At 43.3% G+C, this 23,868-nt stretch carries 20 protein-coding genes and 1 pseudogene; 15 read left to right on the top strand and 6 right to left on the bottom strand.

The window, feature by feature from the left end; translation table 11 throughout:
- Positions 1–61: 61 nt before the first annotated feature.
- Together B7723_RS01455 and treR are read right to left on the bottom strand one after the other, a co-directional pair.
- Positions 62–5,065: pseudogene (locus B7723_RS01455) on the bottom strand (SIALI-17 repeat-containing surface protein).
- A gap of 253 nt (positions 5,066–5,318) precedes the next feature.
- Positions 5,319–6,032, bottom strand: coding sequence for a trehalose operon repressor (gene treR / locus B7723_RS01450; protein WP_084848940.1), 714 nt, complete (start codon positions 6,030–6,032; stop codon positions 5,319–5,321).
- 184 nt (positions 6,033–6,216) lie between these two features.
- Between treR and B7723_RS01445 the strand changes: the two genes are divergently transcribed.
- The 13 genes from B7723_RS01445 to yidD all read left to right on the top strand — a co-directional run bounded on the left by B7723_RS01445 (position 6,217) and on the right by yidD (position 18,494).
- Positions 6,217–7,272 (top strand): glucose PTS transporter subunit IIA, encoded by a 1,056-nt coding sequence (locus B7723_RS01445; protein ID WP_162279185.1) that lies wholly within the window; start codon positions 6,217–6,219, stop codon positions 7,270–7,272.
- Positions 7,273–7,449: 177 nt separating this feature from the next.
- Positions 7,450–9,081 carry an alpha,alpha-phosphotrehalase gene (treC, locus tag B7723_RS01440; RefSeq protein WP_084848939.1) on the top strand — a complete coding sequence of 544 codons (1,632 nt, stop codon included), beginning with the start codon at positions 7,450–7,452 and terminating at the stop codon, positions 9,079–9,081.
- A gap of 422 nt (positions 9,082–9,503) precedes the next feature.
- Positions 9,504–12,107 (top strand): SEC10/PgrA surface exclusion domain-containing protein, encoded by a 2,604-nt coding sequence (locus B7723_RS01435; protein WP_084848938.1) that lies wholly within the window; start codon positions 9,504–9,506, stop codon positions 12,105–12,107.
- 220 nt (positions 12,108–12,327) lie between these two features.
- Positions 12,328–12,573: a YneF family protein gene (locus B7723_RS01430; RefSeq protein ID WP_000364980.1), complete on the top strand. Its 246-nt coding sequence runs from the start codon at positions 12,328–12,330 to the stop codon at positions 12,571–12,573.
- Positions 12,574–12,778: 205 nt separating this feature from the next.
- The gene (racE, locus tag B7723_RS01425; RefSeq protein WP_084848937.1) at positions 12,779–13,573 is read left to right on the top strand and encodes a glutamate racemase; all 795 of its coding nucleotides are present in this window, start codon (positions 12,779–12,781) and stop codon (positions 13,571–13,573) included.
- On the top strand, positions 13,531–14,541 hold the full coding sequence (locus B7723_RS01420; RefSeq protein WP_394334937.1) for a nucleoside-triphosphate diphosphatase: 1,011 nt from the start codon (positions 13,531–13,533) through the stop codon (positions 14,539–14,541). Before racE ends, B7723_RS01420 begins: the two co-directional genes overlap by 43 nt.
- Entirely contained in the window at positions 14,517–15,038 is a 522-nt protein-coding gene (locus B7723_RS01415) for a metallophosphoesterase (protein WP_001118944.1), read from the top strand. The genes B7723_RS01420 and B7723_RS01415 overlap by 25 nt, the downstream gene beginning before the upstream one ends.
- Complete coding sequence (cbpB, locus tag B7723_RS01410) at positions 15,035–15,496, top strand: cyclic-di-AMP-binding protein CbpB (protein ID WP_000560696.1); 462 nt, start codon at positions 15,035–15,037, stop codon at positions 15,494–15,496. The genes B7723_RS01415 and cbpB overlap by 4 nt, the downstream gene beginning before the upstream one ends.
- Positions 15,493–16,227: a site-specific tyrosine recombinase XerD gene (gene xerD / locus B7723_RS01405; protein WP_277620041.1), complete on the top strand. Its 735-nt coding sequence runs from the start codon at positions 15,493–15,495 to the stop codon at positions 16,225–16,227. The genes cbpB and xerD overlap by 4 nt, the downstream gene beginning before the upstream one ends.
- The gene (locus B7723_RS01400; RefSeq protein ID WP_000351888.1) at positions 16,227–16,955 is read left to right on the top strand and encodes a segregation/condensation protein A; all 729 of its coding nucleotides are present in this window, start codon (positions 16,227–16,229) and stop codon (positions 16,953–16,955) included. Before xerD ends, B7723_RS01400 begins: the two co-directional genes overlap by 1 nt.
- 18 nt (positions 16,956–16,973) lie before the next feature.
- The gene (gene scpB, locus B7723_RS01395; RefSeq protein WP_084848934.1) at positions 16,974–17,543 is read left to right on the top strand and encodes an SMC-Scp complex subunit ScpB; all 570 of its coding nucleotides are present in this window, start codon (positions 16,974–16,976) and stop codon (positions 17,541–17,543) included.
- Complete coding sequence (locus B7723_RS01390) at positions 17,530–18,252, top strand: pseudouridine synthase (RefSeq protein WP_084848933.1); 723 nt, start codon at positions 17,530–17,532, stop codon at positions 18,250–18,252. The genes scpB and B7723_RS01390 overlap by 14 nt, the downstream gene beginning before the upstream one ends.
- A complete protein-coding gene (gene yidD / locus B7723_RS01385; protein WP_084848932.1) occupies positions 18,252–18,494 on the top strand; it encodes a membrane protein insertion efficiency factor YidD in 243 nt (80 codons plus the stop codon). Before B7723_RS01390 ends, yidD begins: the two co-directional genes overlap by 1 nt.
- 31 nt (positions 18,495–18,525) lie before the next feature.
- Here the strand turns inward: yidD and B7723_RS01380 are convergent, their stop codons facing one another.
- From B7723_RS01380 to B7723_RS01365, 4 genes are all read right to left on the bottom strand, one after another.
- Positions 18,526–19,497 carry a siderophore ABC transporter substrate-binding protein gene (locus B7723_RS01380; RefSeq protein WP_084848931.1) on the bottom strand — a complete coding sequence of 324 codons (972 nt, stop codon included), beginning with the start codon at positions 19,495–19,497 and terminating at the stop codon, positions 18,526–18,528.
- Between the two features lie 98 nt (positions 19,498–19,595).
- Entirely contained in the window at positions 19,596–20,348 is a 753-nt protein-coding gene (locus B7723_RS01375; RefSeq protein ID WP_084848930.1) for an iron ABC transporter ATP-binding protein, read from the bottom strand.
- A complete protein-coding gene (locus B7723_RS01370) occupies positions 20,345–21,301 on the bottom strand; it encodes an iron chelate uptake ABC transporter family permease subunit (RefSeq protein WP_084848929.1) in 957 nt (318 codons plus the stop codon). Before B7723_RS01370 ends, B7723_RS01375 begins: the two co-directional genes overlap by 4 nt.
- Positions 21,291–22,250, bottom strand: coding sequence for an ABC transporter permease (locus tag B7723_RS01365; RefSeq protein WP_162279184.1), 960 nt, complete (start codon positions 22,248–22,250; stop codon positions 21,291–21,293). Before B7723_RS01365 ends, B7723_RS01370 begins: the two co-directional genes overlap by 11 nt.
- A gap of 231 nt (positions 22,251–22,481) precedes the next feature.
- On the opposite strand from B7723_RS01365, the gene pepA reads away from it, so the two are divergent.
- Positions 22,482–23,546 (top strand): glutamyl aminopeptidase, encoded by a 1,065-nt coding sequence (pepA, locus tag B7723_RS01360; RefSeq protein WP_084848927.1) that lies wholly within the window; start codon positions 22,482–22,484, stop codon positions 23,544–23,546.
- A 20-nt stretch (positions 23,547–23,566) separates the two neighbouring features.
- Positions 23,567–23,863, top strand: coding sequence for a bacteriocin immunity protein (locus B7723_RS01355; protein WP_084848926.1), 297 nt, complete (start codon positions 23,567–23,569; stop codon positions 23,861–23,863).
- Positions 23,864–23,868: the final 5 nt, after the last annotated feature.

The following is a 23,868-nucleotide window of genomic DNA, read 5'->3' as shown; positions in this document are numbered from 1 at the left end:
TTTGATGACAAAATAAAACAGGATGAAGGGAATCTTCATCCTGTTTTTATGTGCTTAAAGGTTAGTTGGAATCATCCTTTCTTCCATTTAACATAAAAGTGGCTGTGAGGGCTAGGCTAAGGCCTGCTATGAAGAGGAGTGGGTTAGATGTTTCTCCTGTTGCTGGAAGTTCTTCTTTAGGAGAATGATTTCCAACTTTAGCAAGACTCGGACTAGCTGAAAGTTGTTCAGCCTCGTGTGCTAAGGTTTCTGCATCTGAAGTACTTGGTTTTTCCTCAGTGTTAGAGCTTGTTCCAGTAGCTTGATAGACGACAGCATAGGTACTGAAATGATTAGTGATGAATTCTGCCTTTCCTTCTCTAACGTCGAAATCAAGGGCTCGCAACTCCTTGGTCGGAGTAATATAGTAGACCTTTTCTACGTTAGTTGAAATAGGCAAGCGAACCAAGACAGAGCCTTTTGGCTGCAAGCTATGATCGGTTGGATTTTTAAGTTGTAGGTCGTAAGCATCATAGGTTTTACCAAAGAGTTCTTGAGCTAGGACACGTCGGCTAGAGATGTGAGAAATTCCTTCTAGGTCACTAACTCCACCAATAATTTCCACTCCAGTTTCCTTATCTTTCAAGACTTGAACTGGATAGTCAGGAAGGCTAAGGCTTGGAGCAGCCTGATCCCCACTAGTTCCGATAGGTTTAGTGTATTCCGGAATTTCTACAGTGGGTGCTTCTTCTTCTCCCGCAGTTCCGATAGGTTCAGTGTATTCAGGCTTTTCAACTGTAGGTGGCTCTTCTTGCCCTGCAGTCCCGATAGGCTTGGTGTATTCAGGTTTTTCAATAGTAGGAGCTGGTTCGTCCCCTTTGCTTGTAGTTGGCTGACTCTCGTCAACCTTTTTCTCTTCCTTTTTAGTAAAGACGGCCACGATAGGGCTGCTTGTGGTATTTCCTTGAATGGTATAAGCTTCAATGGCATTTCCAGCTTTGCGATTGGTTTCGTCAGGGATTGGGATTTGAACTTGATTGTCTTGGATTGATAGGATAGTCTGATCCCCACTGGTAACCAGATGCGTTTCATCCACCTTACGCAAAACTAGAGGATCTTTGACACCTGGGAAGGTCACTGTGATGGCTTCCCAATCTCCAGCTGGTAGGCTTAAGGAAATGGTTTTGTCATTTTCCTTAAGAGGCGCAATGCTCGGGCTATCTATACCAACAGCAGGAGCTTTGATGATATCAAAGGAGTCTAGAGAGATTTTCTTGCGACCTTCTGGCGAATCTGGGTCAACTTGTAATATCAGGGTGTGCGGACCGTCAGTAAGGTTTGTAAATTCGCCAATAAAGGCTCTCTTTTCGGTTGCACCTGAAGTGTAGAAGTCTAGACTTGGCATTTCTTTGCCATCTAGTGTTACACGTGCTCGTCCAAGGGCAAGGCTCTTCAAACCATAGATACGAATGCCTGTACCAGTAAAGGTAATGGTTGCCTGAGCTTCTGAAGCAGTACTTGGGTCACTGTTGTTGATGTCAGCGTATTTTTCCGTACCTCCGTAGAGTTCAGGGTCAGACCAGTCCTTAAACTGGGTACCATACTGGATACGCGAATCACGATCATCCATTTTTTCAATCGTATTGCCTGCTCCTGCTAGGATCTTGAAGTAGTCTAATGAAATTTTCGAGCGCTCACTACCACGTCCTTTGTGCTCACGTTTAACATTAAGAGTCAATGTGTGAGGTCCGTCAGACAATCCTGTGAAGCGACCGATGAGACTACCTTTTTCAGTTGCTCCAGCAGTATGGAAGTCAAGTTCGCCTACCTCTTTGCCATCAATTTTAGCAGTGGCAAGACCTAATTCAGACGATTTCAGTCCATAGATTTCGATACCAACGCCAGTGAAAGGAATGTTGGCAGTGAGGTCTTCGTCTGTGTAGTCTCCTTTTGAAAGGTCAGCAAATTTCTCTGTTCCTCCAAATAATTCTGCGTCTGCCCAGTTTCCAAAGGCAGCTCCGTACTGGATACGACTATCTCGGTCGTCCATCAACTCGCTATAGGTTTCGACAGTGGCCTGTTCAGACACCTGTGTGGCAAGCTCGCCCAGCATAGCCTTGACAGTATAGGTGTAGGCGAGTTGAGGATTTAGTGATCGGTCGATAAAGTTAGTTTGATTGGTTACAAATTCTCTAGTTGCAGAGGTTTGGCCAGATTCATCTTTTACTTGTCTTTGGATGACATAGTGGGTAGCGCCTTCTACTTGGTTAAAGGTGAGTTCGGCAGTGACTCCATTTTGTCGAACTGCTGTCAGACTGGTTACACGGCCAGGGAAATGTTCAAAGGTAATGACGTCACCTTTTTGTGTTGCAAGCTGGATACGATTATCTTTAAGGATCGTTGCCTTGACTGGTTTGCCATTGACCTTGATTTGGCTGGCTTCGATATTTGGATAATCTACAACCAGGTCTCCACCGACATTTGAAAGGAAGGACAAGTTTTGCAGGTTTTTATCTTTCCACTTCATGCTAACTTCAAAGTTACCACGGGCAACCAAGCCAGAAACCTGACCGTCTTTCCAAGCATCTGGAAGGGCTGGCAATGGCGCAATATAGCCAGTATGAGATTGGAGGAGCATTTCTGCCATCCCACTAGTTGCTCCAAAGTTTCCGTCGATTTGGAAAGGCGCGTGGGTATCCCAAAGATTTTCTAGGGTTGAATACTTAAGCTGTTCAGCGAGTAAGCGATGGGCGCGGTTACCGTCCAGCAGACGAGCCCAGAGGTTGATTTTATTGGCCTTAGACCAACCTGTACCACCATCTCCACGGTGGTTCAAGGTAGCACGCGCAGCTTCTAGGTATTCAGCCTGGTCCTTGCTAAAGAGCGTACCTGGGAAGAGACCAACTAGATGGGAAACGTGACGGTGGTTGTTTTCAATCCCTTCATTGGTGAATTGTGGACTGTCCTCCTCGTACCATTCCTTGATACGTCCTTCTTTATTGATATGAAGTGGTTTGAGTTTGTCAAATTTAGCCTTAAGCTCTGTGACTAAGTCTTGGTCGACTTTCAGATGGTTGGCAACTTCCATGTAGTCGTGGAATAGCTGCCAGACTAGCGACTGGTCAAAGGTATTTCCGATGGTGATGGTCCCGTGTTCTGGTGAGTAGGATGGGGAAGACACCCAACGGTCGCTTTCTTTGTCGTAGTGCAAGAAGGAGTTCCAGAACTTGGCAGTCTCTTTCAACATAGGATAGATCTTTTCTTTGAGATAAGTCTCATCCTTGGTGAATTTGTAGTAGTCATAAACGTTCTGCATCATCCAGGCATTAGCAGCTGGCGACCAACCCCAATAGTAATTCCAGCCTGGAGTAGTCCAGCCAAATGGAGTTGCTTGAGTGTGGACCAGCCAACCATTTTCTTGCCCGTCTTTGGATTCGATTCCAGCGTATTCTTTGGCAGCGATACGTCCGTAGTAGCGCATGTCGTCAATGTAATTGATCATTGGCTTGGCTGTTTCAGCAAGGTTGCTCATGTAGGCTGGCCAATAGTTCATTTGCAAATTGACATTGAGGTGATAGTCAGCGTTCCAAGGTGGATTGTCTACAGCATTCCAGACTCCTTGTAGGTTGGCAGGAAGGGCATCTGTCCGATCACGAGACGAACTGATGAGTAGATATCGGCCGTATTGGAAGAAGAGTTCTTCCAATTTTTGCCCTTTTTCTGGGTTATAGCCTTGAAGGGCCTCTTTAGTCGTTTGAGTAGTCTTGGTTCCGCCTAGATTTAGTTTGACGCGGTTAAAGAGACTTTGATAGTCCTTGATATGGGCCTTTTTCAGTGTCTCGTAGTCCTTTGCCTTAGCGGCTTCTACAATCCCTTTAACCGTTTTTTCGAGGTCAATGTCTTTTCAATAATTGGTTTTTGGATTTTGAGCAAAGTTTGTTTTGGCGCTGAGGTAGAGGGTTGCATAACTTGCGCCTGTAACGGTCAGAGTTTCGTCCTGAACAGTCACCTTTCCGTCCGTTTTAATTCCTAGATAGGATGCAAATTTGAGGCCGTTATCTTTGACAGTTCCCTTTAGAAGGATTCCGTTTGCATCTGTAGTGACATGACCATTTTTATAGTTGGAATATTCCCAAGAGTAGTTGCCATTAGCAAGCAAGTCTTCTGTCAAACTGTTCCAAAGGGTAAAGTCAAGTGTCTTGTTTCCTTTTTTGGTCAAGTGGGTCACAGTGACATCATCAGGATAGCTGGAGAAGTTTTCGCGTTTGAAGGTCGTCCCATCTTGGGTGTAGGAAGTTGTCGTAGTGGCTTCAGTGATATCCAGATTACGGTGATAATCAGTTACAGTATCTAGTCCTTTCTTCTGGTTATTAAAGACCATGAAGATATCTCCAAAGGCTAGGTAACGTCCATACTGGGCGTTGTTTGGTCCAACTAGATTTTGTTCAGCGAGCTGTTTTGCTTTTTGGCGGTCGCCAGCTTCGAGGGCTTTACGTATCTCTGCTAAGACCTTGTAGCGATTCTTGTAGTTTCCTCCGTTATAGTCGGTGCTATCGGGTTGTGGTCCTCCTGACCAGAGGGTCTTTTCGTTGTACTGGATTCTCTCTTCCCCAATGAGTCCGAAAACCTTGGCTCCCATTTCTCCGTTTCCGACAGGAAGGGCTTGTTTTTCCCATCCATCATAGGAGGGAGCTGTTGGCTGATCGTAGTTGAGTTGATAGTTTTCTTGCTTTGTCACCGGCTGATCTGCTTTTTCAGGTTCCATATTTTCTTTAGCTTCTACAATGGCTTCTTCACTAGCTTGACTATTTGTCGTCTGATTCTCCTCAGCTGGCTTGCTTTCGGAAACTACTGGACTCTCGGCTAGAGGCGGATTTGTAGTTTCAGTCGTTTCAGTAGCTTTGGGTTCACTATCAGGCTTAGTGACAGCTTCGACAGAGGTTGGTTCAGTTTGCTTGACCTCAACACTGTCTGCAGCTACAGTATGGTTGACTAGAAAAACAGCCCCCAGTAAAACAGAAGCAGTCCCAACCGTCAGCTTTCGGATGCTATAGCGACAGGATTTCTCCCAAAAGTGTTTTCTCATAAAACCCTCCTTTGTGTATTCGAAACCGCTTACATTTTATGAAGCAGTTTCGTTTATTTTGTTTCTATTTATCTCCTCACCTCCCATTCTAATGGTCGCTTAGCATTTGTCAAGAGCTTTTTAGCAAGATACATATTTGCTGTTGTTTTTTCTTAAAATAGTAGAATAAGTAGCAAGTAGTGCCTCTTTTCCAACTATCAACTAGATTATTTACTACTAAAAAACAGTTGAGAGTATCCCCAACTGTAAGTGTTTATTTCGGATGTCTTTTGGCAAAGTCAACAAAGTGAAATTTTTCTAATTTATGGCGACTTTCGGTGAACTGAAATTGGCGCCCGTCTTGGAGATAGACTTTTGACTTGATTGAAACGACATAAGGGTCTTTGCCAATATCCATGAGAATCTTGTCTCGATCGCTAGTGTGGTCAATGGTGATTTCCTTCTGAGCATAATCAATAAGGAGTTTGAGGTCGTCCTCTATATACGAGTAGATAGACTGCTCAGCGATTTGGCGAGTGAGATTTGGAATCAGTTCCATATCCAGATAGTCCGTATCCAGAACCGATACCAAATCATCCACCACACGCTGGCGGACCACCTTCCACACCATGCGAAACTCTGGAAAGCCGGTTATCAGTGAGGATTTTTTATCGATAATGATCTTGTCCAGACTGACGACATTAGTCTTAGAGCGAAGTCCAAGTTCCTGGACCAGTTCTTGGTAGCTGGTTAGGTTGGAGACAGGGAAATTGACCGTTTCTTCTTTGACGACTTGGGAACCTTGTCCCCTTATCTTTTTGATCAATCCTTCTTCTTGGAGGAGGGACAGAGCTTTTCGGACGGTGTCACGGCTCACCTGATACTGGTTCATGAGGTCGTGCTCACTGGGGAGGAAATCTCCGACAGCGTAAGTCTCGTTTTGAATGGTTTTTTGGATTTGCTTAAATAATTGTTGGTATTTCTTCATATTGCTTCCTTAAATGAGTTTTGAGTCTTATTCTATACATACTTGTATCTATTTTACCATACAAGTGCTAGAAAATATCCAAAAATATCCTCTTTTTATCACAAACAAGTTGCATACAAGTTTGGTATCGTTTACAATAGAGCTATCAAGTCAAGCTTGCTTTGACAAATATAAGGAGAATCAAATGGGAAAATTTGAACAAGAAGCCAAAGATCTGCTTCAAGCAATCGGAGGCAAGGAGAATGTCACTGCTGTTACCCACTGTGCGACACGGATGCGCTTTGTTCTCGGAGACGAAAAGAAGGCCAATGTCAAAGTCATCGAGTCGATTCCAGCCGTCAAAGGGACCTTTACAAATGCGGGTCAATTTCAGGTGATTATCGGGAATGACGTGCCGATCTTTTATAATGATTTTACAACCATTTCAGCCTATCTCGGTGTTACAGAACCAGCCCTCTTTGGGGTCAATGTCAAATACATCTATCCATTTGTAGCTGGGATGATCGGTTCAGCCCTTGCCGGCATGTTGTCCGTTACATTTAATGTAACGGCGGCTTCTATCGGTATCGGTGGTTTGCCGGGTATCCTCTCTATTCAACCTCAATACATGCTGCCGTTTGCAGGAACCATGCTAGTTGCTATTGTTGTACCAATGCTCTTGACTTTCTTCTTCCGCAAGGTCGGTCTCTTTACAAAGACAGAGGATGATACAGCCTTGCAGGCAGAATTCGTTGCCCAAGAAGAGGCAGAATTTGTCAGTCATGAACCAGTAACCCTTGCCCCAGTAGAAATTGTCAGCCCACTTACTGGTCAAGTGAAAGAATTGAGTCAAGCAACAGATCCTGTTTTTGCATCAGGTGTCATGGGACAAGGTCTAGTCATTGAACCAAGCCAAGGTGAGTTGACTTCTCCAGTCAATGGGACAGTGACGGTTCTTTTCCCTACCAAGCATGCCATTGGTATTGTCTCTGATGAGGGGGTGGAATTGCTCATCCACGTCGGTATGGATACAGTAGGTCTTGATGGCAAAGGTTTTGAAAGTCTTGTAGCCCAAGGAGACCACGTCACAATAGGTCAGAAATTGATTCGTTTTGATATGGATGTCATTAAGGCTGCGGGTCTGGTAACAGAAACTCCTGTTATCATCACCAACCAAGATGCTTATACAGCGACTATCACTGGAACTTATCCAACAACTATCCAAGCTGGAGAAGCTCTCATGGTCGCTACACGAATCTAATACTCTTAGAAAATCTCTTCAAACCACGTCAGCTTTATCTGCGACCTCAAAGCGGTGCTTTGAGCAACCTGCGGCTAGCTTCCTAGTTTGCTCTTTGATTTTCATTGAGTATAATTGAAATAAAACAAACAGGGAAGGAACACGGGTTCCTCCCTTTTATCAGAAAAGGAGAAACAGATGGCACTTGATAAAAGAAAAGTAGTCTATCAAATCTATCCAAAATCATACAAAGACACCACTGGAAATGGTATTGGGGATTTCCGTGGGATTATCGAAAAAATCCCCTATCTAGCCAAACTGGGAGTGGATATGGTCTGGCTCAATCCATTCTATCCAAGCCCCCAACGGGATAATGGTTACGATATTTCAGATTATATGGCAGTGGATCCTCTTTTTGGTGATATGGCTGATTTTGAGGAGATGGTCCGTGTCGGTAAAGAGCACAAGATTGACTTTATGCTGGACATGGTGCTCAATCATTGCTCGACAGAACACGAATGGTTTCAGAAAGCCCTAGCTGGCGACCAGTACTACCAAGACTTTTTCTTCATCCAAGACCAACCAACAGACTGGCAGTCTAAGTTTGGCGGCTCTGCCTGGGCACCTTTCGGGGATACAGGGAAATACTATCTTCACCTCTTTGATGAGACCCAGGCTGACCTTAATTGGCGAAATCCCAATGTCCGCAAGGAGCTTTTCAAGATAGTTAATTTCTGGCGTGACAAGGGAGTCAAAGGTTTCCGATTTGATGTGATCAATTTGATCGGCAAGGATGAGGTCTTAGTGGATTGCCCAGAAAATGAAGGCAAGCCAGCTTACACAGACAAGCCCATCGTTCATGACTATTTGCGCATGATGAATCAAGCCACTTTTGGATCAGATGATAGTTTTATGACTGTTGGAGAAATGTCTTCTACCACCATGGGAAACTGTGTCCTCTATTCGTCACCTGACCGTCAGGAATTATCCATGACCTTTAATTTCCATCATCTCAAGGTGGACTACAAGGATGGACAAAAGTGGACCTTGGCGCCCTTTGATTTTGAAGAATTGAAAAATCTCTACCATAGCTGGGGCAAGGAGATGAGTGATAAAAACGGCTGGAGCGCCCTCTTTTGGAACAATCACGACCAACCACGAGCCTTGAATCGTTTTGTCGATATTCAACATTTCCGCAATGAAGGGGCGACTATGCTGGCTGCCAGCATTCACCTGTCACGTGGGACACCTTATATCTACATGGGCGAGGAAATTGGCATGGTTGACCCTGACTATGATTCCATGGCAGACTATGTGGATGTCGAGTCCATCAATGCTTATCAGATGCTCTTAAAAGAAGGGAAAAGTGAACAAGAAGCCTTCCAGATTATTCAGGCTAAGTCACGAGATAATTCACGCATTCCCATGCAGTGGGATGCTTCAGAAAATGCTGGTTTCTCAAAAGGGACTCCATGGCTGAAGGCAGGAAAATCCTACCCTCACATCAACGTAGAAAATGACATCCAAGGCCCAATTTTCACCTTCTATCAAGACTTGATTCGACTGCGTAAGGAAATGCCGATCATTTCAGAAGGAAGCTACAAACCGGCCTTTGAAGATAGTAAGCAAGTCTATGCCTTTGAACGTCAGTATGAGGATGAAACATTACTGGTCCTCAATAACTTTTATGCCACAGAAGTAGAAATTGACTTGCCAGTAGCCTACCAAAATGGACAGATTCTGATTTCAAACTATGAAGATGTAGAAGTATCAGAAAAAATTCTTCTGAAACCGTATCATAGCCTAGCACTATATTTAAAAAGTAAATAAACGATTTTAGCGCAAGGCTCACAAAAAAACAAGCTTCTATATGAAGTTTGTTTTTTATTTTGCAGAAGTATATATTAAATGTTTATAACAGGATAGAGTTAACTGACTCAAATAAAGAGGAATGATTGTCAACTTAAAAAGTAAATAATTAAATAATATACCGTTTTTTAAAACTCGTCTTTAAAATGTAAAAAAAAGTAAAAAGATTGTCAAGAAGAACCATTTATAAAAATGTCCGCCTTGAAAGATTCCCGTTTTTATGAGGATTTTTAGAAAAAAATAAATGACAATTTAATGACAATTTCTTTGATTTTCAAATAAATACGCTATATTTAATACTTGACGTCTTTCTTGATAAAGGTAAACATGATAAAATAATTTAGTCATTTTTCCTAATGATAAAAATTAAAGGAGAATATTTTATGTTTAAAAAAATGCTCAGTGCATTTTCAATAAGTGCAGTTGCTCTTTCGATTTTCTTTACGAAAGGTGTTAAAGCGGATCAAGTGCGTGAAAACTCAACGCCTTCAGGAGAGAACACGAGTTCTCAAAGAGAAGAAAAACAATCACCTGTTTCTAACGTTACACAAGGTGAAGTAGATGCAGCAAAAGCAGACTTTGATCGTGTAAATCGAGTAGTGTCGGAAGCTCAAAGGAATGTAGAGGAGGCTAGACAATCCACAGCTACAGCCAAAGATGAACTGAAGATAGCTCAGCAGAATGTTGATGTAGCAAAAGAGGCTGTAGAATCTGCGCCTACTGCATTAAAAGAAGCGCAATCAGACCTAGCGACCAAGTTGGATGAAGAAAAAAAAGCAGAAGCCAATCTGGTAAGCAGCAAGACTGAGCTTGAAGAAGCACAGTCGCAAGTGGATCGTCAAGCTCAATCCTTAGCCGCTGCAAAAGAGAAGGAAAAAGGGGAAGCTGAAAAAGCAACCCAAGCTCAACAAGATGTTGATGTTGCACAGTCAACATTGACAGAGTCAACATCTGATGCGGTTACAAACCTTGAACAAGCAAAAACGAAAGTCGCTGCCAGTCAAACCGCGGTTGATAAAGCTCAACAAGGTGTAGAAAAGGCCAATCAATCAGATGAAGAACGTCAGAAGAAATTAGCTGAAGCGACTGCTAATAAGAGTAAGGCTGATGATGCAGTATTAACAAGTAAGCAAGCATTTGATGATGCTAGTGCAAAAGCAGAAAAGACTCAGTCAGCCCTTGAATCAGCAAAAGCTACATTGAGTGCAGCTAAGTATACAGGTGCTTCAGTTACATCTAATACTGAGAATACGTTCTATATGACTCCAGAATATATTGCTGCTTTAAAACAGTTGGCAGATCCAAATACTCCGCAGTCACAGATTAGTCAGATTGAAGCTACCTTGACAGCTGTAAATGATAAGGCTAAATCTTTTAACAATTATGTAGCAGACCCAAATGATAGTAAAACGCTGATAGATACAAATAATATTCCTTATGATGTCCGTTTGGAAATATCTCAGTTTACAGCAGAATTGATTAACCAAATTCGTTCGCAGATGGGGACGGGAGAAGTAGTTGTTACTCCTTCGGCACTTGAATTTGCGGATAAAGTAGCACGTGAATATAAAAATGATAATTGGTCTTGGGATTTGATGAATCGTTACCATCATGACTCATGGGGTATTAACCGAGTTGCGCGTGAGTATGGACTGGTTACAACTAGTTCTGAACAAGAACAAGAAGGGATTCAATATTACGAAAATGCATATATCTGGAAAGCAAACACTTCTCAAATGAGTGTGGCAGATATGAAACGTGATATTTATTTTTCATTAGTTGAATTCATGTATAATGGCTATGAGTGGGTGCATGCTAAATCTATTTCTGGTTTGAATACAGGAAGTCAAAAGAATTATCTAGGCGTTGATTTTTCAATGGAGAACGATATTACAGTATCTCATTTCACGATGGTTTCGGAAGATCAGGTGAAATATGCTAGTAAAAACAATTTTGATGCGACGCCAATTGGTGGAAAATCTGGGGAAGCAAATCAAGAAAAGCTTGAACAAGCTCAGACAGCCTTTGATGTAGCTCAGGCTGCAAATAATCAAGCTCAAGCAGATAAGGAAAATGCAAAAACAGCTTATGAACAAGCTCAGTTAGTAGCCACTCAAGCTCAAACAGCCTTTGATGAAGCAGCGCAAACACCTCTTGGGCTTGAACAAGCTAAACAAGCTTTAGAAGAATCTAAAAATCAGTTAGAAGCTGATCAAGAGGCCTTGAGGTTAGCTCAAACAATTGCTAATAACGTTGAAAGGGAAAAAGATGATAAAGTGAAGGCTTTATCAAAAGCTAGGGATGCCCTGTCTACTGCGCAAAAGAACTTGACTGCTGCACAAGCCGATGTTTCCAAAGAAGAAGCTTTGCTTAAAGATGCTAATAGTACGCTTGCTGATGCTATTGAAAAAAGGGACACTGCTCAGGAACAACTCGTCAAAGCTCAAACAGCAGTGATAGAAGCAAAGAGTAAAGTGTCGAATTTGGTTCAAGCTGAAGAACAACTTTCCAAAGCTGAAGAGGTGCTAGAAGCAGCTGAACAAAAGGTGAAAGCAAAGGAAGCAGCGCAACTTGCGGCAATTGAGCAGTTGAGCAACTTGCAAACGGCACAAGCTACTACTCAAGTGAACTACAACCGTTTAGCGACTAAACTGAAAATGCAAGAAAAACAGCAGGCGGATTATTACTATAGAGAAATTCTAGATCAGACGGAGATGGATCTTGCTAAACAGGATCAACGACTTCAGACAAATTCTGAGCCACCTACTCCAAAAAGTTCTCAAATTCTTTTAAACACTCCAAAACAAGTGCAAGATATTAAACAGATATCAACAGAGAAGAGCGCGAAGGAGTTATCAATGATTTCTAATGCAGGTCATCTTCCTAGCACTGGTTCAAGAATTTCCTTATGGATTCAGCTGAGTGGAATCGTTCTGATTTACACTAGTTTCAGATTGTTAATCTGGGAAAAGAAAGATAGACAGTAAAGAGACGGTATCTGCTATAACTGTTTCGGATGATAGACAAACACAGCTTTGTGTTTGTCTATTTTTATAAGATGATAGCATTAGCAAATCGCGTAAAATAGAAGCTTTCTTCAAAACACAGGGTGGAAAAATAACGAATATCAACAGGGAATCTAAACTAGTCAGGAAAGCCACTTTGTGGTATAATATAGAAGACTCAAAAAGAAACAGGAGAAAAAGAATGGATTTACTTTTAGCAATTATCTTGATTGTGTTAGCTTTTCTAGGAGGAGCTCTTGGAGGGATGTACTTGGTTCGTAAGCAAATCGAAAAAGAATTTGCGGACAACCCACGTTTGAACGCTGAGGCAGTTCGTGCTCTCTTGAGTGCAAATGGTCAAAAACCAAGCGAAGCCAAGGTACAACAAGTTTACCACCAAATCATCCGTCAACAAAAAGCAGCCCTTGCTAACAATAAAAAGAAATAAATAGGAAAAGTCTGGGATGAAAGTTCCAGACTTCTCACTATGTTCAATAGTTCTCAAGGATAAGACTTTTTCCTTGCATTCTATTGATATTTGATTATGATTAAGAGAGAGGCAGTTGCCATTCTATCAAGCTGTCTATCCGTTCATTTAGGACGAGTAATTATGATGAACTATCAATCAGAAAAAAGACTAGAAAGAAGACTGTATGGATAATCGACCAATTGGTTTTTTGGATTCGGGTGTCGGGGGCTTAACCGTTGTTCGTGAGCTCATGCGCCAGCTTCCCCATGAAGAAATCGTCTATATTGGAGATTCGGCACGGGCACCCTATGGGCCCCGTCCTGCTGAGCAAATCCGTGAATATACTTGGCAGTTGGTCAACTTTCTCTTGACCAAGGATGTCAAAATGATTGTCATTGCTTGTAATACTGCGACTGCGGTCGTCTGGGAAGAAATCAAGGCCCAACTAGACATTCCCGTCCTAGGCGTGATTTTGCCAGGAGCTTCGGCAGCTATCAAGTCCAGTCAAGGCGGGAAAATCGGGGTGATTGGAACACCCATGACGGTCCAATCAGACATCTACCGTCAGAAAATCCATGATCTAGATCCGGACTTACAGGTGGAAAGTTTGGCCTGTCCCAAGTTTGCCCCTTTAGTCGAGTCTGGTGCCTTATCAACCAGTGTAACCAAGAAAGTAGTTTATGAAACCCTGCGTCCCTTGGTCGGAAAAGTGGATAGCCTGATTCTAGGTTGTACTCATTATCCGCTCCTTCGTCCTATCATCCAGAATGTCATGGGGCCCAAGGTTCAGCTCATCGATAGTGGGGCAGAGTGTGTACGGGATATCTCGGTTTTGCTGAACTATTTTGAAATCAATCGTGGACGCGATGCCGGACCACTCCATCACCGTTTTTACACAACAGCCAATAGCCAAAGTTTTGCCCAGATTGGAGCAGAATGGTTGGAAAAAGAGATTTATGTGGAGCATGTAACTTTATGACAAACAAAATTTATGAATACAAGGATGACCAGGACTGGTATGTCGGTGTCTGGGATGTCTATGGAGGCATCTACAGCCTCATCAAAGATCCGCTTGAGCTTGATTTTATGGATTTGGCGCGGATTTTTCGTGATGAGGAAAATGGCTTTCCAATTACGATAACGGTGATGCGCTGGTCTTCTAACTTTCGTCTGCTCTCCTTTATCGTTGAGATTTTAAATGCAGAAGCAGGCCGTAATCTAGAAGTTATCCAACGTCAGGGGGCTCTGCTCTTGGTTGAAAATGGGCAACTCCTGCATGTAGAATTGCCTAAAGAAGGAGTCGATGTAGAAGCCTTCTTTGAAACTAGCAAGGTTAGAGAAACTCTGCTCATTGCGACTCGTAACGAAGGCAAGACCAAGGAATTCCGAGCTATCTTTGACAAGTTAGGCTATGATGTGGAAAATCTCAATGACTATCCAGATCTGCCTGAAGTAGCTGAAACAGGTATGACTTTTGAAGAAAATGCTCGACTTAAAGCAGAAACTATTTCCCAATTAACAGGCAAGATGGTGCTAGCAGATGACTCAGGTCTCAAAGTCGATGTCCTCGGCGGTTTGCCAGGAGTCTGGTCAGCCCGTTTTGCAGGTGTGGGAGCAACCGACCGTGAAAATAATGCCAAGCTCTTGCACGAATTGGCCATGGTCTTTGATCTCAAGGACCGTTCGGCTCAGTTCCACACAACCCTAGTTGTAGCCAGTCCAAACAAAGAAAGTTTGGTGGTTGAAGCTGACTGGTCAGGCTACATTAATTTTGAACCTAAGGGGGAGAATGGCTTTGGCTATGACCCACTCTTCCTTGTAGGAGAGACAGGTAAATCATCAGCAGAATTAACCCTTGAAGAAAAAAATAGCCAATCTCACCGCGCCTTAGCCGTTAAGAAACTTTTGGAGGTATTTCCATCATGGCAAAGCAAACCATCATTGTAATGAGTGACTCCCATGGCGATAGCTTGATTGTCGAAGAAATCCGTGACCGCTATCTAGGGAAAGTTGATGCCATTTTTCACGATGGTGACTCTGAACTCCGTCCAGACTCTCCGCTCTGGGAAGGCATCCATGTCGTCAAAGGAAATATGGACTTTTATGCTGGCTACCCAGAACGTTTGGTAACTCAACTTGGTCCGACCAAGATCATCCAGACGCATGGACACTTGTTTGATATCAATTTCAACTTTCAAAAGTTGGACTACTGGGCTCAGGAAGAAGAAGCGGACATCTGTCTTTATGGTCACTTACATGTGCCAAATGCTTGGATGGAAGGCAAAACACTCTTTTTAAATCCAGGCTCCATCAGCCAACCACGAGGGACTATCAGAGAATGTCTCTATGCTCGAGTGGAGATTGATGACAGCTATTTTAAAGTAGACTTTTTGACACGTGACCATGAGGTTTATCCAGGCTTGTCCAAGGAGTTTGCTCGATGATTGCCAAGGAATTTGAAGCATTTTTATTGGAGCAGGAAGAGACTTTTCTTACCCCTGCTGAGAATCTAGCAGCTTTGATTGATACCCACAATGCCGACCATGCAATTTTGGTGCTGAGTCAAATCACCTATACCCGTATCCCTGTTGTGACCTTTGACAAACGCTTTGTTGGAACCATTGGGCTGAGAGACATTTTGGCTTATCAAATGGAGCAAGGTTTGACAGATGAACAGATGGCAACGACAGATATCGTCAATATGACTAAGACAGATGTGGCAGTTGTCGCTCCAGACTATAACATCACAGAAGTCCTCCATAAACTGGTGGATGAACCCTTCTTGCCAGTGGTAGATGATGAAGGGATTTTTCAAGGAATTATTACGCGCAAGTCTATCCTCAAGGCCGTTAATGCCCTCTTGCATGACTTTAGTAAGGAATATGAGATTCGATGCAAATGAGAGATAGGATTTCAGACTTTTTAGAGGGAAAGCAGGGTTTGTCTGCCAATTCCAAGCAATCCTATAAGTATGATTTGGAGCAATTTTTAGATATTGTAGGTGAGCGGATCTCTGAGACTAGTCTCAAGATTTACCAAGGCCAGCTAGTCAATCTAAAAATCAGCGCCCAGAAGCGAAAACTTTCGGCCTGTAACCAATTTCTCTACTTTCTCTATCGAAAAGGAGAGGTGGACAGTTTTTACCGTCTGGAATTAGTCAAGCAAGCTGAAAAGAAGATTGAAAAACCAGAAATTCTAGACCTAGACTCTTTTTGGCAGGAAAGTAATTATCCAGAAGGACGCTTGCTGGCGCTTCTTATCTTGGAGCTAGGGCTCTTGCCGAGTGAGATTTTAACCCTCAAGGTTGCAGATATCAATCTGGATTTTCAGGTGTTGCGAATTAACAAGGCTTCCCAACAGAGGATTGTCACCATACCCACGACCTTGATTCCAGAGCTAGAACCCTTGATGGGGCAGACCTATCTCTTTGAAAGGGCAGGGAAAGCCTATTCTCGTCAGTGGGCCTTTCGTCAGCTGGAGTCCTTTGTCAAGGAGAAGGGGTTCCCAACCTTATCCGCTCAAGCCTTGCGGGAACAGTTCATTCTAAGACAGATAGAAAACAAAGTCGATTTGTACGAAATTGCAAAAAAATTAGGATTAAAAACAGTCCTGACCTTAGAAAAATATAGATAATGGATATTAAATTAAAAGATTTTGAAGGGCCCTTGGACCTGCTCTTGCACTTGGTTTCTAAGTACCAGATGGATATTTACGATGTGCCCATTACAGAAGTTATCGAACAGTATCTAGCCTATGTCTCAACTCTGCAGGCCATGCGTCTGGAAGTGACGGGCGAATATATGGTCATGGCTAGTCAGCTGATGCTGATCAAGAGTCGCAAGCTCTTGCCAAAGGTAGCAGAAGTGACAGACTTGGAGGATGACCTGGAGCAGGATCTTCTCTCCCAAATCGAAGAATACCGCAAGTTCAAACTCCTGGGTGAGCACTTGGAGGCTAAGCACCAAGATCGGGCCCAGTACTACTCCAAAGCGCCAACAGAGTTGATTTACGAGGATGCAGAGCTTGTACATGACAAGACGACCATTGACCTCTTTTTGGCTTTTTCAAATATCCTAGCCAAGAAAAAAGAGGAGTTCGCACAGAATCACACAACCATCCTGCGGGATGAGTATAAGATTGAGGACATGATGGTCATTGTAAAAGAGTCCTTGACTGGACGAGACCAGTTGCGCTTGCAGGATTTGTTCAAGGAAGCCCAGAATGTCCAAGAGGTTATCACCCTCTTTTTGGCAACCCTAGAGTTAATCAAAACTCAGGAACTTATTCTCGTGCAAGAGGAGAGTTTCGGAGATATCTATCTTATGGAAAAGAAGGAAGAAAGTCAAGAGGCACAAAGCTAGACTTTATAGAGAGGAAAGATGAGTACTTTAGCAGAAATAGAAGCGCTCTTGTTTGTAGCAGGTGAAGATGGGATTCGAGTCCGTCAGTTGGCTGAACTCCTCTCACTTCCACCGACAGGCATCCAACAGAGTTTAGAAAAATTAGCCCAGAAGTATGAAAAAGACCAAGATTCGAGCTTGTCCCTGATCGAGACAGGTGGTGCTTACAGATTGGTCACCAAGCCTCAATTTGCAGAGATTTTGAAGGAATACTCCAAGGCGCCTATCAACCAGAGTTTGTCTCGGGCTGCTCTTGAGACCTTGTCCATCATTGCCTACAAGCAACCGATTACCCGAATTGAGATTGATGCTATTCGTGGGGTTAACTCGAGTGGAGCCTTGGCAAAGTTGCAGGCTTTTGATTTGATAAAGGAAGACGGGAAAAAAGAAGTGTTGGGCCGCCCAAACCTTTATGTGACTACGGATTATTTCCTAGATTACATGGGAATTAACCATTTGGAAGAACTGCCAGTGATTGATGAGCTTGAGATTCAAGCCCAAGAAAGCCAATTATTTGGTGAAAGGATAGAAGAAGATGAGAATCAATAAGTATATTGCCCACGCAGGTGTGGCCAGTAGGAGAAAAGCAGAAGAGTTGATCAAGCAAGGCTTGGTAACCATCAACGGACAGGTAGTGCGTGAACTCGCAACGACCATCAAGTCAGGCGACAAGGTCGAAGTTGAAGGTCAACCTATCTACAACGAAGAAAAGGTCTACTATCTGCTTAATAAACCACGTGGAGTGATTTCCAGTGTGACAGATGACAAGGGCCGCAAGACTGTTGTGGATCTCTTGCCCAATGTCAAAGAACGCATTTACCCGGTTGGACGTTTGGACTGGGATACATCAGGTGTCTTGATTTTGACCAATGATGGGGACTTTACGGATGAGATGATTCACCCCCGTAATGAGATTGATAAGGTCTATGTCGCGCGTGTTAAAGGTGTGGCCAATAAGGATAATCTCCGCCCCTTGACTCGTGGTCTTGAGATTGATGGCAAGAAAACCAAGCCAGCTGTATATGAGATTCTCAAAGTGGATCCAGTCAAAAATCGCTCAGTAGTGCAGTTGACTATCCATGAAGGACGCAACCATCAGGTTAAAAAGATGTTTGAAGCCGTCGGTCTTCAAGTAGATAAGTTGTCTCGGACACGTTTTGGACACTTAGACTTGACAGGTCTTCGTCCGGGTGAAGCTCGTCGCCTTAATAAAAAAGAAATCAGCCAACTACACACCATGGCTGTAACCAAGAAATAATGAAACGAATCTTAATAGCGCCAGTACGCTTTTACCAACGTTTTATCTCACCAGCCTTTCCACCCTCTTGTCGCTTTGAGCCGACTTGTTCCAACTACATGATTCAGGCTATTGAAAAACATGGCTTCAAGGGTGTTTTGATGGGCTTGGCTCGAATTTTCCGATGCCATCCTTGGTCGCCAATAGGAAAAGATCCCGTCCCAGACCACTTTTCCCTCAAACGAAATCAAGAAGAAAAATAACCCAACATCACCTGATGTTGGGTTTTATCTCTTATTTCAAAGCTTTTTGAGCGTCTTCAATCATGAGTTTTGTTGATTCAAGACCGCCTCCACTTAGATACCATAGGTCTGGTGTTAGTTGGATAATCTTGCCATTTTTAGCAGCAGGAGTTTCAGCGATGAGGGCATTTTCTAGGACGCCATCGTTGCTAGAGTTGTCCCCGCCGATGGCAAGGGTACGGTTGATGACAAAGAGGATGTCAGGATTAATTTCTTTGACACTTTCAAAGCTGACTTCCTGTCCGTGGCGAGAGTCTTCAAATTGAGTATCAGTTGGTTTGAATTTCAAGGTTTGATACAAGAAAGAGAAACGAGATTGGGCACCAAAGGCAGCCATTTTTCCTTCATTGAGGAGGATAGCAAGGGCTTTTTTGTCAGAACTTTCGTTTTTAGTAGCGACTTCTTGGATGCTCTTGTCTAGGTTGGCTAATTCTTCATTGACTTTCTGTGTACCAGTTTCACCAAAGGCGCTTGCTAGAGATTCGATGTTGGTCTTGGTAGAAGTCCAGTAGTCGTCCTTACTTGCTTGGAAGAGAACGGTTGGCGCGATTTCTTTGAACTTGTCTACGAATTTTTGGGTACGTGGTGAAGCGATAATCAAATCTGGCTCAAGAGCAGCAATGGCTTCTAGGTCTGGCTCAACCATGGAACCCACATTGTTGACATTTCCTGCAAGATCTTTTAGGTAGGTCGGAACAGTTTTTGTAGGCATTCCGACGATATTCTTTTCAAAACCTAAAGCGCGAATAGTATCCGCAGCACCGAGGTCAAAGGTCACAATCTTTTCAGGAACCTTTGAAAGTTTGACCTCATCTAGTGAACTTTTAATGGTTATCTCTGTTGGAGCAGAGCTACTTGTCTCTGTCTGGCTAGTGCTTGAGTTTGTATTTGTACTACATGCACCAAGTAAGAGCAAGAAGCTGGCAGCTAGGGCAGTGAGATAAAGTTTAAGGGATGTTTTCATGATTTCTCCTTTTTAAAATGTGATAACGATGTAGGGGGGCTCTTAGATAGGCTTGTTAGCTAAGAGACAGAGGCTTTTCTAACATGAGTTCAGAATAGCTAGCTATAGATACAGATCTTTTTGCCATTGATATCAGCCAGCGTGATGGGAATCTCATAAAGTTGACTGAGCAGTTCGGCTTGCATGATTTGAGCAGTCGTTCCCTTGCAAAAGACTTGACCGTCCTTGAAGGCAACAATTTCATCCGCATATTGGCTAGCCATGTTGATATCGTGGAGGACGATGATAATGGTTTTGCCAAGTTCCTCCACCAGTCGCCGAAGGATCTGCATCATGCTGACACTTTGCTTGATATCAAGGTTGTTGAGCGGTTCGTCTAGCAAGATAAAGTCTGTATCCTGGGCCAGTACCATAGCGATAAAGACACGTTGCAACTGTCCGCCAGACAGACTATCGATGTAGCGGTCTTTTAGGTTGGTCAGTTCTAGATAGTCTAGAGTTTCTCGGATTTTTTCCCAGTCTTCCGCTCTCAGTCTACCTCGACTGTAGGGAAAACGTCCAAAGCTGACCAATTCTTCTACAGTCAATTTGGCTTGGTAATTGATCTTCTGCTTTAGGATAGTGAGCTCTTTGGCTAGTTCTTGCGAATTCCAACTCTCAATTTCACGCCCTTTGATACTGAGGATTCCCTGATCTTTCTTGGTCAGTCTGCTCATGATGGAGAGAAGGGTTGATTTTCCAGCACCATTTGGACCAATAAAAGCTGTCAGTTTCTGAGGACTGACTTCAAGGGAAATGTCTTGCAAAATATCCTGTTTTTGAATGGATTTGTCAATGTTTTCCAGTTTCACTGATGCGCCCTCCTGTAAAGTAAGATAAAGAATAAGAGACCACCCACACTCTCGATGATCATGCTGATGCGAATTTCCAGCGCAAAGACTCGTTCGATGAGGGCTTGCCCCAAGGTCAAACTAATAAATCCAATCAGAATGGCCACGATAAAGAGCAACTTGTGCCGATAATCTTTGACGATTAGGTAGGTCAGATTGGCCAGCATAAAGCCGAAGAAAGCCATAGGTCCTACCAAGGCAGTGGCTGTTGAGGTCAAGAGCACGATACCCCAGAGGAGTTCTCTCTGTTCTTTTTCAACATCCAGTCCCAGTATCTGAGCCGTTTCTCTTTGCAGGTGCAAGACATCCAGAATAACTGCTTTTCGAAAGAAAAAGATTGTCAAAGCGAGGATGATCAGAGAACCGATGGCTAGGATGGAAGTGTTGAGATGCTGAAAGGAGGCAAAGAGACTGTTCTGCAGTTTATCGTATTCATTTGGATCCATCAGAACTTGTAGGAAGGTACTGATATTTCGAAAGAGACTTCCGAGGGCTAGGCAGATTAGCAGAATGAAAACCAAATTTTGCTTCATCAGAGTCTTCAAGTAACCTTGTAAGGCGAGAAAAAAGAGGGATTGAAGCAGAAGCAAGACTAGAAATTCTAAGACAGGAGACTTTCCAAGCTGTAGAAATTTGCTTTCAAATATCAGTAGTAGGGTTTGTAGCAAGACATAGAAGGCTTCGATTCCCAAAATACTTGGCGTCAGAAAGCGATTTTCCGTCAGGGTTTGAAAACTAATGGTCGAAATCCCTGTCGCGATGGCTACCAAGAGATAAACGATGATTTTTTGGGAACGTAGCTTCCAGGCAAAGGCAGACAGGTTAGTGATGGGCCAAAAGTAAAGGAGACAAGCTCCGATGGCCAGAATAATGAGAAGGCAGAAGAGCTTGGTATGTTTGCTTTTAAACTGCATCTTTTTGTCCCCCTCTCCATAGAAGTAGGATAAAGACGAGACTACCGATGATTCCTAGAATGAGACTGACAGACAGCTCATAGGGCCGAATCAAGACTCGAGAGAGGATGTCACAGGCCAGAACTAGATTGGCACCGACCAGAGCAACGATGAGTTTGGTTTGGCTCAGATTATCTCCATAGCGCTTGCGGACAAGATTGGGAACGATGACCCCGAGAAATGGCAAGGCACCCACGGTAATCATGGTGACACTTGTCGTTAGCGCCACTAGAAAGAGGGCCAGCTTTTCAAGTAGGGAGTAAGAAATCCCCAAACTCTCACTGGTTTCCTTGCCCAGATTCATGATGGTGAAGGTTTGGGATAATTTCCAAACGGCTATCAGGATAATGAGGCCTAAGAAGAGCCACTCATACTGATGGGTCTGAATCATGGAGAAGGAGCCCTGGGTCCAAGCAGTCATACTCTGAACCAGATTGAAACGATAGGCGATAACTTCTGTGATAGAACCGATAATCCCACTATAGATGATCCCGATCAAGGGCAACATCCACCTTTCCTTTACAGAAAAAATAGTCATAAAGGCTAGGAAGAAGAGGGTAAATAAGATGGATGAGCCAAAAGCAAAGAGCATCTTTTGGGTCAGACTCGCAGACGGAAAGACAAAGAGACTCAACACCATTCCCAGTTTGGCAGCTTCTGTCGTTCCTACTGTACTCGGAGCAGCAAACTGGTTTTGAGTAATGGTCTGCATGAGGAGTCCTGCCATGCTCATACTGGAGGCTGCAAGGAGAATGCTGATAGTTCTTGGAAGACGCGACTCTTGAAAGAGAAGCCAAGTCTGTTGGTCAAAAGTAAAGAATTTTTCCCAAGAAAAATCACTGGTTCCAATACTAATGGAGAGAAAGACCAGGAGTAGAAGTAAGCCTGTTAAAATATGAGAGAGTTTCATGCCCCGTCCTTTCATGTAGATTTGGTATAAAAATACCCTTGGAGATAATGTAACACGATTTTTTTAATCTGTCAATAAATTTTCTGACAATTTAATGTAAAAAAAGAAAAATTCCTGAAATAATATCTCACACTCTCTTTTATTGGAAAACTGAGTAAAAACTAATCCAATTTTCCACTATCCTTCTCCTATAAAAAGTGGTAAAATGGAGGACAGAAAGAAGGAACTGATATGACAACATTATTTTCAAAAATCAAAGAAGTAACAGAGCTTGCTGCGATCTCAGGCCACGAAGCGCCTGTCCGGACTTATCTTCGTGAAAAGTTGACACCGCACGTGGATGAAGTAGTGACAGATGGCTTAGGTGGTATTTTCGGTATCAAGCATTCAGAAGCTACGGATGCACCCCGTGTTTTGGTCGCATCTCACATGGACGAAGTTGGTTTTATGGTCAGCGAGATTAAGCCAGATGGTACCTTCCGTGTCGTTGAAATCGGTGGCTGGAATCCTATGGTGGTCAGCAGCCAACGCTTTAAACTCTTTACTCGTGACGGTCGTGAAATTCCTGTGATCTCAGGTTCTGTCCCTCCACATTTGACTCGTGGAACAGGTGGACCAACCATGCCAGCTATCTCTGATATCATTTTTGATGGTGGGTTTGCGGATAAGGCTGAGGCAGAAAGTTTTGGCATTCGTCCGGGTGACACCATTGTCCCTGATAGTTCCGCTATCTTGACAGCCAATGAAAAAAATATCATCTCAAAAGCTTGGGACAACCGCTACGGTGTCCTCATGGTAAGCGAGCTAGCTGAAGCCCTTTCAGGTCAAAAACTGGGCAATGAACTCTATCTGGGTTCTAACGTCCAAGAAGAAGTTGGCCTCCGTGGCGCTCATACTTCTACAACTAAGTTTGACCCAGAAGTTTTTCTGGCAGTTGACTGTTCACCTGCTGGTGATGTTTATGGTGGCCAAGGTAAGATTGGGGATGGAACCTTGATTCGTTTCTATGATCCAGGTCACTTGCTTCTCCCAGGTATGAAAGATTTCCTTTTGACAACGGCTGAAGAAGCTGGCATCAAGTACCAATATTACTGTGGAAAAGGTGGAACGGACGCTGGAGCAGCTCATCTGAAAAATGGTGGTGTCCCATCTACAACTATCGGTGTTTGTGCCCGTTATATCCATTCTCACCAAACCCTCTACGCGATGGATGACTTCCTAGAAGCCCAAGCCTTCTTGCAAGCCTTGGTGAAAAAATTGGATCGTTCAACGATTAATTTGATTAAACATTATTAAGCATAAGGGAGGTGATCAGGATGGCAGAACCAAACCTAGAAAGCCTTATAAGAGATCTCTACAACCATGCCCGTCAGGGCTTGAGTGAAGATTTAGTTGCTGCTCTCTTAGAGACTGCTAAAAAACTACCAACTACAAATGAGCGATTACTAGCAGTCCGACTCTCAGGACTGGTCACCCGTGAATTGCTCATCAATCCCAAACACCTAGCACCTGAATTGATCAACTTGGCGCGCTTTATCAAAAAAGAAGAAGCCAAGTATAGGGGCACTGCAGTTTCTGCTATCATGTTTGGAGAACTCTTTAAAAAGCTTTGATTCAC

Source organism: Streptococcus oralis subsp. oralis (assembly GCF_002096435.1).
In the GTDB taxonomy this organism is placed as follows: Bacteria; Bacillota; Bacilli; order Lactobacillales; family Streptococcaceae; genus Streptococcus; species Streptococcus oralis_AA.
This window is presented reverse-complemented; position numbering and strand designations above follow the sequence as displayed.

Excerpts from the sequence above, each read along its gene's own strand:
- B7723_RS01430 (WP_000364980.1), top strand. The coding sequence starts at position 12,328 with ATGGATTTACTTTTAGCAATTATCTTGATTGTGTTAGCTTTTCTAGGA.
- B7723_RS01400 (WP_000351888.1), top strand. The coding sequence starts at position 16,227 with ATGGATATTAAATTAAAAGATTTTGAAGGGCCCTTGGACCTGCTCTTG.
- B7723_RS01390 (WP_084848933.1), top strand. The coding sequence starts at position 17,530 with ATGAGAATCAATAAGTATATTGCCCACGCAGGTGTGGCCAGTAGGAGA.
- treC (WP_084848939.1), top strand. The coding sequence starts at position 7,450 with ATGGCACTTGATAAAAGAAAAGTAGTCTATCAAATCTATCCAAAATCA.
- B7723_RS01370 (WP_084848929.1), bottom strand. The coding sequence starts at position 21,301 with ATGCAGTTTAAAAGCAAACATACCAAGCTCTTCTGCCTTCTCATTATT.
- B7723_RS01420 (WP_394334937.1), top strand. The coding sequence starts at position 13,531 with ATGGTTGGAAAAAGAGATTTATGTGGAGCATGTAACTTTATGACAAAC.
- treR (WP_084848940.1), bottom strand. The coding sequence starts at position 6,032 with ATGAAGAAATACCAACAATTATTTAAGCAAATCCAAAAAACCATTCAA.
- B7723_RS01435 (WP_084848938.1), top strand. The coding sequence starts at position 9,504 with ATGTTTAAAAAAATGCTCAGTGCATTTTCAATAAGTGCAGTTGCTCTT.
- yidD (WP_084848932.1), top strand. The coding sequence starts at position 18,252 with ATGAAACGAATCTTAATAGCGCCAGTACGCTTTTACCAACGTTTTATC.
- B7723_RS01415 (WP_001118944.1), top strand. The coding sequence starts at position 14,517 with ATGGCAAAGCAAACCATCATTGTAATGAGTGACTCCCATGGCGATAGC.
- scpB (WP_084848934.1), top strand. The coding sequence starts at position 16,974 with ATGAGTACTTTAGCAGAAATAGAAGCGCTCTTGTTTGTAGCAGGTGAA.
- B7723_RS01355 (WP_084848926.1), top strand. The coding sequence starts at position 23,567 with ATGGCAGAACCAAACCTAGAAAGCCTTATAAGAGATCTCTACAACCAT.
- cbpB (WP_000560696.1), top strand. The coding sequence starts at position 15,035 with ATGATTGCCAAGGAATTTGAAGCATTTTTATTGGAGCAGGAAGAGACT.
- xerD (WP_277620041.1), top strand. The coding sequence starts at position 15,493 with ATGAGAGATAGGATTTCAGACTTTTTAGAGGGAAAGCAGGGTTTGTCT.
- B7723_RS01365 (WP_162279184.1), bottom strand. The coding sequence starts at position 22,250 with ATGAAACTCTCTCATATTTTAACAGGCTTACTTCTACTCCTGGTCTTT.
- racE (WP_084848937.1), top strand. The coding sequence starts at position 12,779 with ATGGATAATCGACCAATTGGTTTTTTGGATTCGGGTGTCGGGGGCTTA.
- pepA (WP_084848927.1), top strand. The coding sequence starts at position 22,482 with ATGACAACATTATTTTCAAAAATCAAAGAAGTAACAGAGCTTGCTGCG.
- B7723_RS01445 (WP_162279185.1), top strand. The coding sequence starts at position 6,217 with ATGGGAAAATTTGAACAAGAAGCCAAAGATCTGCTTCAAGCAATCGGA.
- B7723_RS01380 (WP_084848931.1), bottom strand. The coding sequence starts at position 19,497 with ATGAAAACATCCCTTAAACTTTATCTCACTGCCCTAGCTGCCAGCTTC.